The 15,394-nt window shown below is 65.1% G+C and carries 9 protein-coding genes; 8 read left to right on the top strand and 1 reads right to left on the bottom strand.

Annotated features, from left to right (window positions below; all coding sequences use genetic code 11):
- The first annotated feature begins 306 nt into the window (after positions 1 to 306).
- A complete protein-coding gene (gene nadB, locus ACFOLG_RS07035) occupies positions 307 to 1,890 on the top strand; it encodes an L-aspartate oxidase (RefSeq protein ID WP_386090043.1) in 1,584 nt (527 codons plus the stop codon).
- Between the two features lie 60 nt (positions 1,891 to 1,950).
- On the opposite strand, the gene ACFOLG_RS07040 is transcribed toward nadB, so the two are convergent.
- Positions 1,951 to 4,239, bottom strand: a complete 2,289-nt coding sequence (locus tag ACFOLG_RS07040; protein WP_386090046.1) for a PAS domain-containing sensor histidine kinase — start codon at positions 4,237 to 4,239, stop codon at positions 1,951 to 1,953.
- A 214-nt stretch (positions 4,240 to 4,453) separates the two neighbouring features.
- Here ACFOLG_RS07040 and ACFOLG_RS07045 point away from each other — a divergent pair, with 214 nt between their 5' ends.
- The 7 genes from ACFOLG_RS07045 to ACFOLG_RS07075 all read left to right on the top strand — a co-directional run bounded on the left by ACFOLG_RS07045 (position 4,454) and on the right by ACFOLG_RS07075 (position 15,272).
- Positions 4,454 to 5,452: a TRAP transporter substrate-binding protein gene (locus ACFOLG_RS07045; protein WP_386090048.1), complete on the top strand. Its 999-nt coding sequence runs from the start codon at positions 4,454 to 4,456 to the stop codon at positions 5,450 to 5,452.
- A gap of 66 nt (positions 5,453 to 5,518) precedes the next feature.
- Positions 5,519 to 6,133 (top strand): TRAP transporter small permease, encoded by a 615-nt coding sequence (locus ACFOLG_RS07050; RefSeq protein ID WP_386090051.1) that lies wholly within the window; start codon positions 5,519 to 5,521, stop codon positions 6,131 to 6,133.
- Positions 6,130 to 7,413 (top strand): TRAP transporter large permease, encoded by a 1,284-nt coding sequence (locus ACFOLG_RS07055; RefSeq protein WP_386090053.1) that lies wholly within the window; start codon positions 6,130 to 6,132, stop codon positions 7,411 to 7,413. Before ACFOLG_RS07050 ends, ACFOLG_RS07055 begins: the two co-directional genes overlap by 4 nt.
- A gap of 201 nt (positions 7,414 to 7,614) precedes the next feature.
- Positions 7,615 to 9,885: an NADP-dependent malic enzyme gene (locus ACFOLG_RS07060; protein ID WP_386090056.1), complete on the top strand. Its 2,271-nt coding sequence runs from the start codon at positions 7,615 to 7,617 to the stop codon at positions 9,883 to 9,885.
- 131 nt (positions 9,886 to 10,016) lie between these two features.
- A complete protein-coding gene (locus ACFOLG_RS07065; protein ID WP_386090059.1) occupies positions 10,017 to 10,262 on the top strand; it encodes a PhaM family polyhydroxyalkanoate granule multifunctional regulatory protein in 246 nt (81 codons plus the stop codon).
- A gap of 74 nt (positions 10,263 to 10,336) precedes the next feature.
- Positions 10,337 to 13,786, top strand: coding sequence for a DNA polymerase III subunit alpha (gene dnaE, locus ACFOLG_RS07070; RefSeq protein ID WP_386090061.1), 3,450 nt, complete (start codon positions 10,337 to 10,339; stop codon positions 13,784 to 13,786).
- A 259-nt stretch (positions 13,787 to 14,045) separates the two neighbouring features.
- Positions 14,046 to 15,272 (top strand): anion transporter, encoded by a 1,227-nt coding sequence (locus ACFOLG_RS07075; protein WP_386090064.1) that lies wholly within the window; start codon positions 14,046 to 14,048, stop codon positions 15,270 to 15,272.
- Positions 15,273 to 15,394 lie beyond the last annotated feature (122 nt).

The following is a 15,394-nucleotide window of genomic DNA, read 5'->3' on the forward strand; positions in this document are numbered from 1 at the left end:
GCCAGGCACTTACACCTATCGGTTATTTGGTTTGTTAAAGAGCGGGCTGACTTCGTTTCGTTGCGTCGTCAGCAGAGGAGGCCAACTATACCCACCAGCCTTTCCCCCGTCAACACCCGCCACCGCAAAAACCCCAACCAATTCGACAAGTCATTGATCTGCAAGCACGCCAGAAAGCAAAAAAGGTTGGCCGCAGGCGATGCAGCGACATCCGCACCGCCCGGTCGCACACAGGCCGCCCCCCATCTGCTACTCTGTTGCGCTGTTTTTGACACGTTACGGCACTGCGACGGCGGGATCCGGGAAATGACGAACCTTAAATTTGATGTACTGATTATTGGCAGCGGCCTGGCGGGCATGACGCTGGCGCTGCACCTGGCGGAAAAGAAGAAGGTAGGCCTGATTACCAAGCGCGATTTACTGGAAGGCAGTTCCAGCTATGCGCAAGGCGGGATTGCCGCGGTGCTGGATACCAGCGACTCCATAGAAGAGCACATCCATGACACCCTGGTGGCCGGTGCCGGGCTGTGCAACGAGGACACCACGCGCTTTATCGTGGAGAACTCCAAGGATGCTATCGACTGGCTGGTGGACCTGGGCGTGCCGTTCACCCGCGACGACAGCCACCAGACCGGCTTCCACCTGACGCGCGAAGGCGGCCACAGCCACCGCCGCATCATTCACGCCGCCGATGCCACTGGCGCGGCAGTGACCAGCACGCTGGGGCAGAAGATCAAGGCGCACCCGAACATCACGCTGCTGGAAGACTATATCGCCATCGACCTGATCACCTCGCGCAAGCTGGGGCTGGAAGGCAAGCGCTGCTTCGGCGTGTACGCGCTGGACAAGATCGGCGACCACGTGATCACCATTGCCGCCAACCAGACCATCCTGGCCTCCGGCGGCGCCGGCAAGGTATACCTGTATACCACCAACCCGGACACTGCCACCGGCGACGGCATCGCCATGGGCTGGCGCGCCGGCTGCCGGGTGGGCAATATGGAGTTCATCCAGTTCCACCCCACCTGCCTGTACCACCCACACAGCAAGTCGTTCCTGATCTCGGAAGCGGTGCGTGGCGAAGGCGGCATCCTGCGCCTGCCGGACGGCACCCGCTTCATGCCGCATCACGACGAACGCGCCGAGCTGGCGCCGCGCGACGTGGTGGCGCGCGCCATCGACTTCGAAATGAAGAAACATGGTCTGGACTGCGTGTATCTGGACATCTCCTACAAGCCGGCCAGCTTCATCCAGGAGCACTTCCCCAATATCTACGCGCACTGCCTGGAGCTGGGCATCGACATCACTCAGCAGCCTATTCCGGTGGTACCGGCGGCGCACTACACCTGCGGCGGCCTGGTGACAGACCTGAAGGGCCGCACCGATGTGGAAGGCCTGTATGCAGTGGGTGAAGTGGCCTGCACCGGCCTGCACGGTGCCAACCGCCTGGCCAGCAATTCGCTGCTGGAGTGCATGATCATCGGCAAGGCCGCCGCCGCCGACATCCTGGCCAGCAAGCCGGCCAAGCTGCCGAGCATGCCGGACTGGGACGACAGCCAGGTCACCGACCCGGACGAGGAAGTGGTGATCTCGCACAACTGGGACGAGCTGCGCCGCGCCATGTGGGACTACGTGGGCATCGTGCGCACCAACAAGCGACTGGAACGTGCGCAGAACCGCATCAAGCTGCTGTCGGAAGAGATCAACGAGTTCTACAGCAACTTCCACATCACCAACGACCTGATCGAGCTGCGCAACCTGGTGCAGACCGCCGAACTGATCGTGCGCTCGGCGCTGCTACGCAAGGAAAGCCGCGGCCTGCACTTTAGCCGCGACTACCCGGACACGCTGCCGGAGGCCAAGGAAACCATCCTGACGCCGCCGCAGTAAGCGTCGCGCAGAAATGAAAAGGTTGGCCGCATGCGGCCAACCTTTTTTGCTTTCCGCCCACTACTCGCCCTGATACAGCGGCAGCGTGAACCAGAACGCGCAGCCGCCGGTCAGCGGCGCGCTGACACCAAACTCGCCGCGGTGGTGCTCGACGATGGAGCGGCAGATGTTGAGGCCGATACCCATGCCCTGCGGCTTGGTGGAATAAAACGGCGTGAACAGGTTCTCGCGGATCTGCTCGGACAAGCCCGGGCCGTTGTCCACCACCTCCACCCGCCAGAATTGCGCACCGACCGCGCTGTGCAGCCGCACCGTCGGTCGCGGCGAGTCCGCCTCGCGCATCGCCTCCACCGCGTTCTTGACCAGGTTGAGCAGCACCTGCTCGATCAGCACCGGGTCCATCTCCACCCGCAGGCCGCCAGGCGCCGGCTCCAGCAGCAGCTGCATGCCGTACTTGTCGGCCATCGGCTGCGCCAGCGCCACCGCGCGCCGCACCGCCAGATCCGGGTCGCACAGCTCCAGCTGCGGCGCGTGCTTCTTCACGAAGGCGCGGATGCTGTTGACGATCTGCCCTGCCCGCCGTGCCTGCTCGGCAATCGCCTGCACCGCCTCGCCCACGCCGTTGTTCTGCGCGGTGCTGCTGGGCAGCTTGCGCGCCAGGCCGGCGGCGTAGGTGGAGATGGCGGTGAGCGGCTGGCCCAGCTCGTGCGCCAGCGACGACGCCATCTCGCCCATGGCGATCAGCCGCGAGGTGGTCTGGAAGCGTTCCTCCTGCGCCCGTTCGCGCGCGGCGCGGGCGCGCGATTCGGTGACATCCACCAGCATGCACAGCCAGGCCTGCTCGCCGTCCACCCAGTCGATGCCGCGATACTGCAGCTGGTACCAGTTGCGGCCACGGTCCGGCGAGTATTCCAGGTTGGCCGCCAGCCGTTCCATGCCGCGCGCCATGCCCGGCAGCAGCGGACAGTAGGCGCCCTCGGCATCGAAGCCGCCCCAGCCGCTGGCAAACGCCGGGTTGGCATACACCAGCTGCCGGGTTTCGCCCGCCACCACGCACAGGCCGCTGTCGAGGCCATTGAGCACGGTGAGGAAGCGCTGGTGCGAGGCATTCAGCGCCAGGCGCTTTTTCTTCAGCTCGGTGATGTCGTACATCGACGCCACCCAACCCTCCTGCCGCTCGCCCTGCAGCAAGGGCGCCGCGTACAGCCGCACCTCGAAACGCTCGCCGGCGCGATCGCGGAACGGCAGCTCGAAGCCATGCTCCGGCAGTTCGCCGGCCAGCATGGCGCGCATCGCCGCCATCAGCAGCGGGTAGTCTTCCTCGGCCCAGAAGCTGTACGGCAGCTGCTGGCCAACCAGTTCTTCCACCGTCAGGCCGGTCAACTCGCACATGGCGCGGTTGACGCGCAGGATGGCGCCGTGGCGGTCGAAGGCGATCAGCCCGCTTTTCATGCTGTCTTCCACTGCGCGACGGATCGACATCTCGCGCTGCAGCGCCTGCTCCACCTGCGCCCGCTGCCGCACGTGGCGGCGGATACGCCACAGCAGAAACAGCAGCGCCAGCACCAGCAGCGCAATCAGCACACTGAGCACCGGCAGGGTGAGGCCGATGCCGGTGCGGTAGCTGATACCGCGCAGCATCACGCCGTACCCCGGCGGGTCGAAGCTCAGCTGGTGCGACTGCGTGCCCTGCGGCGGCGCCTGCTCGAACTTGCTGGCCAGCGCGCGGCCTTCCAGATCCACCAGGCTGATGTGGTATTTGGAGGCGATCCACCACGGCACCTGCTGCTGCAGCAGGCCGCTCATGCTGTACACCAGCCGCACGCCGCCGATAAAGCGGCCCTGCTGCAGCAGCGGCACCGCCAGATCGAAACGGAAGTGGCCATCCGGGCCGACATACGGTTGGCCGTAACTCAGCCGCCCCAGTTTTTCCGAGCGCCACAGCGCATCGTAGGCGGCGCCGCTCAACTGGTGCGGCTGGCGCCCCAGGCTGTCCAGCTGCACCGCGCCGTCGCGGCCCACCCACTGCACCGCCACGATCTCGCGGCTCTCGCGCTGCAGCAGCTGCGCGGCGGCCAGGAAGCGCTTGCCCTGCGCCGCCGTAACCGGCGGCAGGTCGCCCTCCATATTGTCCAGCCAGCGCTGGTGCTCCTCCATGTGCAGCCGCAGGCTCTGGTCCAGCCACAGCAGCTCCTGGATCAGGCTGTCGCGCTGCTCGTCCTGCCAGTCCTTGTAGACCACCCAGAACAGTCCGGCCAGCGCCGCCAGCAGGCCGATCAGGATCAGCGCCGCCCCCAGCCACAGGCGACGCGGCGCGGCGTGGGCAGGCGAGAGTTCTTTCAGCGTCATGGCAGATCTTTCAAGGTTGGCCGCAGCGAGCTGCACACTGGCGCAGCCCGTCCGGCGCAGACATTGGGGAAATCCCTGATGCCGAATTCCCCAATGGCGATGGCAAGTCACAACTCCTAGTGTTCAGCATGTGATCTGTCCGCTTGTCGGACAAGGTTGCCCATACAGAGAACACAACAAGCAACACAACATGTAAACACAGGAGAGTAGCAAGATGAAACTCAAGTATGCCGCCCTGATCGCCGGTGTCGCCCTTGGCCTGTCCGGTATCGCCAACGCCGCCGATTTCGTGATCAAGTTCAGCCACGTGGTGGCGCAGGACACCCCGAAAGGCAAGGCCGCCGAATACTTCAAGAAGCTGGCCGAGGAACGCACCAAAGGCCGCGTGCAGGTGCAGGTGTTCCCCAACAGCCAGCTGTACAAGGACAAGGAAGAACTGGAAGCGCTGCAGCTGGGCGCGGTGCAGATGCTGGCCCCCAGCCTGGCCAAGTTCGGCCCGCTGGGCGCCAAGGAATTCGAAGTGTTCGACCTGCCGTACATCTTCGACAACTACGACGAGCTGCACAAAGTCACCCAGGGCCCGATCGGCATGCAGCTGCTGTCCAAGCTGGAAAGCAAGGGCATCAAGGGCCTGGCCTACTGGGATAACGGCTTCAAGATTTTCTCCGCCAACAAGCCGCTCAAGTCGCCGGCCGACTTCAAGGGCCTGAAGATGCGCATCCAGTCCTCCAAGGTGCTGGAAGAAGAAATGCGCGCGCTGGGCGCGCTGCCGCAGGTGATGGCGTTCTCCGAGACCTACCAGGCGCTGCAGACCGGCGTGGTGGATGGCACCGAGAACCCGCCGTCCAATATGCTGACCCAGAAGATGCACGAAGTGCAGAAGTACGCCACGGTGACCAACCACGGCTACCTGGGCTACGCGGTGATCGTGAACAAGAAGTTCTGGGACGGCCTGCCGGCTGACATCCGCACCACGCTGGATGGCGCGATGAAGGATGCCACCACCTACGCCAACAAGATCGCGCAGCAGGAAAACGAAAACGATCTGGCCAAGATCAAGGCCTCCGGCAAGACCCAGGTCTACGTGCCGACCGCCGCCGAGCGCGCCGCCTTCAAGAAGGCTCTGGTGCCGGTACACACCAAGATGGATGACCGCATCGGCGAGGGCCTGGTGCAGCTGATCTACAAACAGACCGGCTACACCCCGAACTAAGCCCCGTCCGTAACCGCCAGGTTGGCCGCAACACCATGCGGCCAACCTTTTATCCGGAGTCACACCATGAAATTCCTCGACCATCTCGAGGAGTGGCTGATTGCAACCCTGATGGCGGCGGCAACACTGATCACGTTCTTTGCAGTGGTGCACCGTTACGGCAGCGGCATCGAGTCACTTCAACCCTATCTCGCCCACATCCACACCAGCTGGGCGCAGGAACTCACCATCTACATGTTCGTGTGGATGGCCAAGTTCGGCGCCGCCTACGGCGTGCGCACCGGCATCCACGTCGGCGTGGACGTGCTGATCAACAAGCTGTCCGACAAGAACCGCGGCCGCTTCATCATCATCGGCCTGTTGGCCGGCGCGCTGTTCACCGGCATCGTCGGCACCCTGGGCGCCAACTTCGTGTGGGAAATCGGCCATACCGACCAGACCTCGGCCGACCTGGAACTGCCGATGTGGCTGGTCTACCTGGCAGTACCGTGCGGCTCCTACCTGATGTGCTTCCGCTTCCTGCAAGTGCTGGTGGGCTTCGTGAAAACCGGCCACCTGCCCAAGCACGACCATAGCCACGTGGAAGGCATGGACGATGTGGAGGAAGACAGCAACTGGTTCGCGCTGGACGACAACCTGCACCCGCACGACATCAAGAAAAACGGAGGCGACAAGCAATGAGCGCACTCATCATTTTTGCTCTGCTGCTGGTGCTGATGCTGACCGGCATGCCGATCTCCATTTCACTGGGTCTGACGGTACTGACCTTCCTGTTCACCATGACCGAAGTGCCGATCGAGGCGGTGGCGCTGAAGCTGTTCACCGGCATCGAGAAGTTCGAGATCATGGCGATCCCGTTCTTCATCCTGGCCGGTAACTTCCTCACCCACGGCGGCGTGGCGCGGCGGATGATCAAGTTTGCCTCGTCGATGGTCGGCCACTGGCACGGCGGCCTCGGCCTGGCTGGCGTGCTGGCCTGCGCGCTGTTCGCCGCGGTATCCGGTTCCAGCCCGGCCACCGTGGTGGCCATCGGCTCCATCCTGCTGCCGGCGATGGTGAAGCAGGGTTTCCCCAACAGCTTCGGCGCCGGCGTGATCACCACCTCGGGCGCGCTGGGCATCCTGATCCCGCCGTCGATCGTGATGGTGATGTACTCGGTGGCCACCAACACCTCGGTGGGCCAGCTGTTCATGGCCGGCGTGATCCCCGGCCTGATGCTGGCGGGCTTCCTCGGCTTCACCACCTGGTGGCGTGCGCGCAAGTTCGGCTACCCGCGTCTGGCCAAGGCCAGCCTGGCGCAGCGCCTGCAGGCGTTCCGCGAAAGCATCTGGGGCCTGCTGCTGATCGTGGTGGTGATCGGCGGTATCTACACCGGCATCTTCACCCCCACCGAGGCGGCCGCCATGTCGGCGGTGTACGCCTTCATCGTGGCGGTGTTCGTGTACAAGGACCTGACGCTGAAGCAAGTGCCCAAGGTGCTGCTGGATTCGGCCAGCATGTCGGCGATGCTGCTGTACATCATCACCAACGCGGTGCTGTTCTCGTTCCTGATGACCAGCGAAGGCATTCCGCAGGCGATGGCCAGCTGGCTGATCGACGCCGGCCTCGGCCCGGTGGCGTTCCTGCTGGCGGTGAACGTGATCCTGCTGCTGGCCGGCAACGTGATGGAGCCGTCGTCCATCGTGCTGATCTTCGCGCCCATCCTGTTCCCGGTGGCCACCGCGCTGGGCATCGACCCGGTGCACTTCGGCATCCTGATCGTGGTGAACATGGAAGTCGGCATGTGCCACCCGCCGGTAGGGCTGAACCTGTACGTGGCCTCCGGCATCACCAAGATGGGCATCACCGAGCTGACCGTGGCGGTATGGCCGTGGCTGCTCACCATGCTGGCCTTCCTGGCACTGGTGACCTACGTGCCGACCATCTCGCTGTGGCTGCCTAGAACGCTGGGCATGATGTAAACGTTGGCCGCAATGCCGGCGCCACCGCCCCTGCCCGCCCCGCGCGCGGCATGGGGCGCGGCGCCGGCGGCGGCCAACCCCGTTGCCGCCAAGCCGCCGCTTGCGTTTTTTGTCGGACACGGTCATAGCCCAATCCAAGGGTTCGCCCTATAATGCCAACCCTCTCCACACCCTCTGAAATAACAATCAGGAGCCAACAGAATGGACGAGCAACTGCGCCAAGCCGCACTCGAGTTCCACCAGTTCCCGCAGCCGGGCAAGATCCAGGTCGCCCCTACCAAGCCGCTGGCCACCCAGCGCGACCTGGCACTTGCCTACTCGCCGGGCGTTGCCGCGCCTTGCGATGCGATCGTGGAAGATCCGCTGAACGCCTACAAGTACACCGCCCGCGGCAACCTGGTGGCCGTGGTGACCAACGGTACCGCGGTGCTGGGCCTGGGCAATATCGGCCCGCTGGCCGGCAAGCCGGTGATGGAAGGTAAAGGCGTGCTGTTCAAGAAGTTCGCCGGCGTCGACGTGTTCGACATCGAGCTGAACGAGAACGACCCGGACAAGCTGGTCGACATGATCTGCGCGATGGAGCCGACCTTCGGCGGCATCAACCTGGAAGACATCAAGGCGCCGGAATGCTTCTACATCGAGAAGAAGTGCCGTGAACGCATGAACATTCCGGTGTTCCACGACGACCAGCACGGTACCGCCATCGTGGCCGCCGCCGCGGTGCTGAACTCGCTGCGCCTGGTGAACAAGGACATCGGCAGCGTGCGCGTGGTGGCCTCCGGCGCCGGCGCCGCCGCCATCGCCTGCCTGGAGCTGCTGGTAGCGCTGGGCGTGAAGCGCGAGAACATCACCGTCTGCGACTCCAAGGGTGTGATCTACCAGGACCGCGACGACAAGATGGACGAATCGAAGAAACGCTTCGCCATCCCGGACAACGGTCAGCGCAAACTGGCCGACGCCATGGTCGGCGCCGACATCTTCATGGGTCTGTCCGGCCCGAAACTGGTGAGCCAGGACATGGTGAAATCCATGGCCGCCTACCCGGTGATCCTGGCCATGGCCAACCCGGAACCGGAAATCCTGCCGCCGCTGGTGAAGGAAGTACGCCCGGACGCCATCATCGGCACCGGTCGCTCCGACTTCCCGAACCAGGTGAACAACGTACTGTGCTTCCCGTTCATCTTCCGTGGTGCGCTGGACGTTGGCGCCACCACCATCAACGAAGAGATGAAGCTGGCCACCGTGCGCGCCATCGCCGACCTGGCCATGGCTGAGCAGAACGACGTGGTTGCCACCGCCTACGGTGACCAGGAACTGTCCTTCGGCCCGGAATACGTGATTCCGAAGCCGTTCGACCCGCGCCTGATCGTGAAGATCGCCCCGGCCGTGGCCAAGGCGGCAATGGAATCCGGCGTGGCTACCCGCCCGATCAAGGACTTCGACGCCTACGCCGACCAGCTGGCGCAGTTCGTGTACAAGACCAACCTGTTCATGAAGCCGGTGTTCTCGCAGGCCAAGAAAGCGCTGAAACGCGTGGTGATGGCCGAAGGCGAAGACGAGCGCGTGCTGCATGCCACCCAGGAAATCGCCGCGCAAGGCCTGGCATTCCCGATCCTGATCGGCCGCCCGAGCGTGATCGAGAAGCGCATCAAGAAACTGGGCCTGAAGCTGGAAATCGGCAAGGATTTCGAGCTGGTGAACAACGAGTCCGACCCGCGCTATGCCGAATACTGGAAAGACTACTACCAGCTGATGAAGCGCAAGGGCGTGAGCCAGGAACAGGCGCGTCGCCGCGTGATCGGCAACACCACCCTGATCGGCGCGCTGATGGTACGCCGCGGTGAAGCCGACGCGCTGATCTGCGGTACCTACGGCCCGTATCGCCAGCACTTCGACATCATCGAGAACGTGATCGGCTACGCCCGCCAGGACAAGGTGGCCGCCGCGATGAACGCGCTGATCCTGCCGACCGGCAACATCTTCATCGCCGACACCTACGTGAACCCGAACCCGGACGCGCAGCAGCTGGCCGCCATCACCGAGATGGCAGCCCAGTCGGTACGCCGCTTCGGTATCAACCCGAAAGTGGCGCTGCTGTCCAACTCCAGCTTCGGTACCTGGAACTCGGAAGGCGCCTGCAAGATGCGCGACGCGCTGGCGCTGGTACAGGAAGCCCACCCGACGCTGGAAATCGACGGCGAGATGCAGGGCGACGCGGCGCTGGTGGAAAGCATCCGCCAGCAAGCCATGCCGGAAAGCACGCTGAAAGGCGCGGCCAACCTGCTGGTAATGCCGAACGTGGAAGCAGCCAACATCAGCTACAACCTGCTGCGCGTGTCGGCATCCGACGGCGTGACCATCGGCCCGATCCTGATGGGCATGGCCAAGCCGGTGCACATCCTGACCCCGATCTCCTCGGTACGCCGCATCATCAACATGGTGGCGCTGGCCGCCGTGGATGCCGCCTGCTAAGCCGGCAGCCGCAACAGACGCAACGGGCACCTTCGGGTGCCCGTTTTTTTATGGCCGCGCCGCGCGGTGGACAGGCGATGCGCTAAGATGAAGCCATCATGCCGGCAGCGCCGGCCACCCCGGAGACCACCATGAGCGCCGACTTCAACCCCGCCGATCCGTTTGCCATGTTCCGCCAGCTGCTGCAATCCGCCACCCCGCCCGGCGCCCAGCCCTTCTTGCCGCCGATGACGGTAGAAGAGGTCGAACGCAAGCTGGCCGAGCTGCGGGTAGTGGAAACCTGGCTCACCATGAACCTGGGCATGCTGTCGATGCAGATCAAGACCCTGGAAATGCAGAAGGCCGCGCTGGCGGCGATGCAGCCGAAAGACAAGTAAACCCCGCCGCAAGGTTGGCCGCATGCGGCCAACCTTGTCATGACGCCCACGCCCGCCACCGTTACAATGGCGGGATGAACGCACCCCGCTTTGTCCACCTCCGCCTCCATTCCGAATTCTCTGTCAGCGACGGTATCGTCCGCCTCGACGACGCGGTAAAACGCGCCGTCAAGGACGGCATGCCGGCACTGGGCATGTCGGACCTGATGAACATCTTCGGCATGGTCAAGTTCTACAAGGCCTGCCGCGGCAAGGGCATCAAGCCCATCGTGTCCTGCGACATCTGGGTAGAGAACGAAGCCGATCCGGACAAGCCCAGCCGCCTGCTGCTGATGGTGAAGAACCGCGCCGGCTACGGCCGCCTGTGCGAGCTGCTGGCCGCCGCCTACACCCACAACCAGCACCGCGGCCGCGCCGAGATCAAGCGCAGCTGGCTGGAGGACGGCGACAACAGCAACCTGCTGTGTCTGTCCGGCGCCCACCTGGGCGATGTCGGCATTGCCATCGCCAACGGCAACCTGGACGAGGCGAAAAGCCGCGCCGCGCACTGGGCGCGACTGTTCCCCGGCAGCTTCTACTTGGAAGTGCAGCGGGTGGACAACCCGCAGGTGGAAAACGTGGTGCAAGGCACGCTGTGCCTGGCCGGCGACACCGGCCTGCCGGTGGTGGCCACCCACCCGATCCAGTTCATGGAGCCGGACGACTTCAAGGCGCACGAGGCGCGGGTGTGCATCGCCGAAGGCTATACCCTGTCCGACAAGCGCCGGCCGAAGGACTTCGCCGAGTGCCAGTACTTCATGTCCAGCGAGGAGATGCTGGCGCGCTTCGCCGACATCCCCGAGGCGCTGCAGAACACGGTGGAAATCGCCCGCCGCTGCAACATTACCGTGCAGCTGGGCAAGAACTACCTGCCGCAGTTCCCCACCCCGGACGGCATGTCGCTGGACGACTACCTGGTGCACCTGTCGCGCGAAGGGCTGGAGACCCGGCTGGCCAAGCTGTACCCGGATCCGGCCGTGCGCGCCGCCGAGCGCCCGCGTTACGACGCGCGGCTGGATATCGAGTGCAAGACCATCATCGACATGGGCTTTCCCGGCTACTTTCTGATCGTGGCGGACTTCATCAACTGGGCGAAGAACAACGGCTGCCCGGTAGGTCCGGGCCGCGGCTCCGGCGCCGGCTCGCTGGTGGCCTACAGCATCGGCATTACCGACATCGACCCGCTGGCCTACGCGCTGCTGTTCGAGCGCTTCCTCAACCCGGAACGGGTATCGATGCCCGACTTCGACATCGACTTCTGCCAGGACAACCGCTACCGCGTGATCGAGTACGTTCGCCAGGCCTACGGCGCCGAGGCGGTGAGCCAGATCGCCACCTTCGGCACCATGGCCGCCAAGGCGGTGGTGCGCGACGTTGGCCGCGTGCTCGACCTGCCGTACATGTTCTGCGACGGCGTGTCCAAGCTGATTCCGGCCGCGCCCGGCAAGCAGTATTCGCTGGACGATGCGGTGGAGATGGAACCGGTACTGCGCGAGCGACTGGAAAACGAGGAAGAACTGAGCGAACTGTGGGCGCTGGCCAAGAAGCTGGAAGGCCTCACCCGCGGCATCGGCATGCACGCCGGCGGCGTGCTGATCGCGCCGGGCAAGATCACCGACTTCTGCCCGGTGTACCAGGCCAGCGGCGAGGACGCGGTGCCGGTGTCGATGCTGGACAAGGACGACGTGGAGCAGGTCGGGCTGGTGAAGTTCGACTTCCTCGGCCTGCGCAACCTGACCATTATCGACTTGGCGGTGCGCTACATCCAGGCGCTGGACCCGAGCTTCACCACCGACATCAACCTGCTGGAATTCACCGACCCGGCCGCCTACAAGGTGCTGCAGCAGGCCAACACCACCGGCGTGTTCCAGCTGGAATCGGACGGCATGAAGCGGCTGCTGGAAAAGCTGAAGCCCGACCGTTTCGAAGACATCATCGCGGTGCTGGCGCTGTACCGCCCCGGCCCGCTCGGTTCCGGCATGGTGGACGACTTCATCCTGCGCAAGGCCGGCAAGCAGGAGGTGGACTACTTCCACCCCGATCTGCAGGCCTGTCTGGACCCGACCTACGGCGTGATCGTGTATCAGGAACAGGTGATGCAGATCTCGCAGATCATCGGCGGCTACACCCTGGGCGGCGCCGACATGCTGCGCCGCGCGATGGGCAAGAAGAAGCCGGAGGAAATGGCCGAGCACCGCGGCAAGATCGCCGCCGGCGCCAAGGAAAAAGGCTACGACCCGGCGCTGGCCGAGATGCTGTTCGACCTGATGGCCAAGTTCGCCGAGTACGGCTTCAACAAGTCGCACACCGCGGCCTATGCGGTGGTGTCGTACCAGACCGCCTGGCTGAAGGCGCACCACACCTCGGCCTTCATGGCCGCCACCATGTCGTCGGAACTGGACAACACCGACCAGCTGAAGGTGTTCTACGACGACAGTATCGATAGCAAGAACGGCCTCAAATTCCTGCCGCCGGACGTGAACGAGAGCTTCTACCGCTTCGTACCGGTGGACCGCAAGCACATCCGCTACGCACTGGGCGCGGTCAAGGGCACCGGCGAATCGGCGGTCGATCACATCGTGGCGGTGCGCAACGACAGCGGCCCGTTTACCAGCCTGTTCGACTTCTGCAAGCGTACCGACAAGAAGCTGGTCAACAAGCGGGTGATCGAATCGCTGATCCGCGCCGGCGCCTTCGACAGCATCGACGCCAACCGCGCCAAGCTGTTCGCCAACGTTGGCCTCGCCATGAGCGCCGCCGACCAGGAAGCGGCCAACGCCAGCCAGGGCGGCCTGTTCGACATGTTCGGCGAAGACGTGGCGCCCAGCGTGGAGATGGTGGACTGCAAGCCGTGGACCGCCGCGGTGCAGCTGGCGGAAGAGAAGATCGCCATCGGCTACTACCTGTCCGGCCACCCGTTCTCCGCCTACGAGAAAGAGGTGCGCGGCTTCATCAAGACGCCGCTGAACCGCCTCAGCCCCAAGCGCGAGCCGCAGTTGCTGGCCGGCTTCGTCACCGGCATCCGCACCAAGGTGGGCAACCGCGGCAAGATGGCCTTCGTGCAGCTGGACGACGGCACCGCCAAGCTGGAGGTGAGCCTGTTCGCCGAGGCGGTGGACCTCAACCGCACCAAGCTGAAGGACGACATCGTGCTGGTGGTGGAAGGCAAGGTCAGTGAGGACAAGTTCTCCGGCGGCCTGCGCATCATCGCCGACCAGCTGTACGAGCTGGGCGAGGCGCGCAGCCGCTACGCGCGCAGCCTGGCGATCCAGATGAAGGCCAGCCACGACGTGACCTCGCTGCGCAACATCCTCACCCCCTACCGCAGCGAGGAAGCCGGCTGCCCGGTGCGCATCAGCTACCAGAACGACAAGGCCAGGGGCGACCTGATGCTGCCGCCGGAATGGGGCGTGCGGCTGGACGACAGCCTGCTGGTGACGCTGGAAGACTGGCTGGGCGAGCGCACCGTGAAAGTGCTGTGGTAAGCGCCCCAGGCCGCAAGTGCAACGGCAAGCCTGTGCTTGCCGTTGTTGCTTGCCCGCGTGGCCTGCGGCCAACCTTGCGCCCAGACGTTGGCCGCAACATTGGCCAGCGCAAGCCCGCCATGCCGCCCTCGCCGCTGCCGTTCAATACTCTCTGCCACCGCCCCGGGCCGGCCAGCGTTGCCCGCGGGCCGCGCTGGCATCGGCGCTGGCGCCAGGCTGGTGCAGCAGCAGCAACCTTTCCCCTTACCTTCCCGCAAACATGACCGCCACCATCGTCACCATCTTTACCCTGGTCTACCTGGGCATGATCCTGGGCGGCCTGCCCTTGCTGCAGCTGGATCGCACCGGCGTGGCGCTGCTGGGCGCCATCGCGCTGATCGGCCTGGACGCCGTCAGCCTGCCGCAGGCGGTGGCCGCGGTGCACCTGCCCACCGTCATCCTGCTGTTCTCCTTCATGGTGGTATCGGCGCAGATGCGCCTCGGCGGCTTCTACGGCTGGGCCACGCGCGGCATGGCGGCGCTGCCGCTGTCGCCGCCGCAGCTGCTGGGGCTGCTGATCGTGATGGCCGGCGCGCTGTCGGCGGTGTTCAGCAACGACATCGTCTGTCTGGCGATGGCGCCGGTGCTGGTGCAAGCCTGCCTGCAGCGCCGGCTGAACCCGGTACCCTTCCTGCTGGGCCTGGCCTGTGCGGCCAACATCGGCTCCGCCGCCACGCTGATCGGCAACCCGCAGAACATCCTGATCGGCCAGACGCTGCGGCTGTCATTCTCCGGCTACCTGCTGCAGGCTATCGTGCCGGTGCTGCTGGGGCTGGCCGCCTGTTGGGCGATCATCGTATGGCAGAGCCGCGGCGACTGGGCCGGCACGGCGCCCGTGCTGCCGGCGACGGAACAGCGCAGTGACGAACCGCCGCTGGATCGCTGGCAGAGCGCCAAGGGCCTGGCAGTAGCCGCCGTGCTGCTGGGCCTGTTCCTGTTCTCGCCGCTGCCGCAGGCGCAGCTGGCGCTCACCGGCGCCGGCCTGCTGCTGATGAGCCGCAAGCTGCACTCCGCACGCATGCTGGGGCTGGTGGATTGGGAGGTGCTGGTGCTGTTCGCCGGGCTGTTCGTCGTCAACCACGCACTGCAGAGCACCGGCCTGCCGGCCGAGGCGGTCAGCTGGCTGGCGGCGCAGGGAGTGCGGCTGAGCGAGCCGTGGACGCTGTTCGGCACCACCTTCGCGCTGTCCAACCTCATCTCCAACGTGCCGGCGGTGATGCTGCTGCTGCCGGTAGCCAGCCATGAACTGGCCGGCAGCATGCTGGCGCTGGTCAGCACCCTGGCCGGCAATCTGCTGATCGTCGGCAGCATCGCCAACATCCTGGTGGTGGATGCCGCCGCCCGCCATGGCGTGCGCATCGACTGGCGCCGCCACGCCCGCACCGGCGTGCCGGTAACGCTGGCCACGCTGCTGATCTGCGCGGCGGTATTCGCGCTACGCTTCTGAGCCTCTGCCCGCTGGCGCGCGGCAAGGCAGCAGCGGCCGGAAAGGCGCCACCACCAGAGCTAACTGCCTGTGCTGACAGCAGACTCGGCGTGCGATCGACCGGGCGCCGCCGCGGGTGAACC

The sequence above is a fragment of the Vogesella facilis genome, assembly GCF_042648525.1.
GTDB lineage: Bacteria > Pseudomonadota > Gammaproteobacteria > Burkholderiales > Chromobacteriaceae > Vogesella > Vogesella facilis.

Excerpts from the sequence above, each read along its gene's own strand:
- nadB (WP_386090043.1), top strand. The coding sequence starts at position 307 with ATGACGAACCTTAAATTTGATGTACTGATTATTGGCAGCGGCCTGGCG.
- ACFOLG_RS07065 (WP_386090059.1), top strand. The coding sequence starts at position 10,017 with ATGAGCGCCGACTTCAACCCCGCCGATCCGTTTGCCATGTTCCGCCAG.
- ACFOLG_RS07055 (WP_386090053.1), top strand. The coding sequence starts at position 6,130 with ATGAGCGCACTCATCATTTTTGCTCTGCTGCTGGTGCTGATGCTGACC.
- dnaE (WP_386090061.1), top strand. The coding sequence starts at position 10,337 with ATGAACGCACCCCGCTTTGTCCACCTCCGCCTCCATTCCGAATTCTCT.
- ACFOLG_RS07050 (WP_386090051.1), top strand. The coding sequence starts at position 5,519 with ATGAAATTCCTCGACCATCTCGAGGAGTGGCTGATTGCAACCCTGATG.
- ACFOLG_RS07040 (WP_386090046.1), bottom strand. The coding sequence starts at position 4,239 with ATGACGCTGAAAGAACTCTCGCCTGCCCACGCCGCGCCGCGTCGCCTG.
- ACFOLG_RS07045 (WP_386090048.1), top strand. The coding sequence starts at position 4,454 with ATGAAACTCAAGTATGCCGCCCTGATCGCCGGTGTCGCCCTTGGCCTG.
- ACFOLG_RS07075 (WP_386090064.1), top strand. The coding sequence starts at position 14,046 with ATGACCGCCACCATCGTCACCATCTTTACCCTGGTCTACCTGGGCATG.
- ACFOLG_RS07060 (WP_386090056.1), top strand. The coding sequence starts at position 7,615 with ATGGACGAGCAACTGCGCCAAGCCGCACTCGAGTTCCACCAGTTCCCG.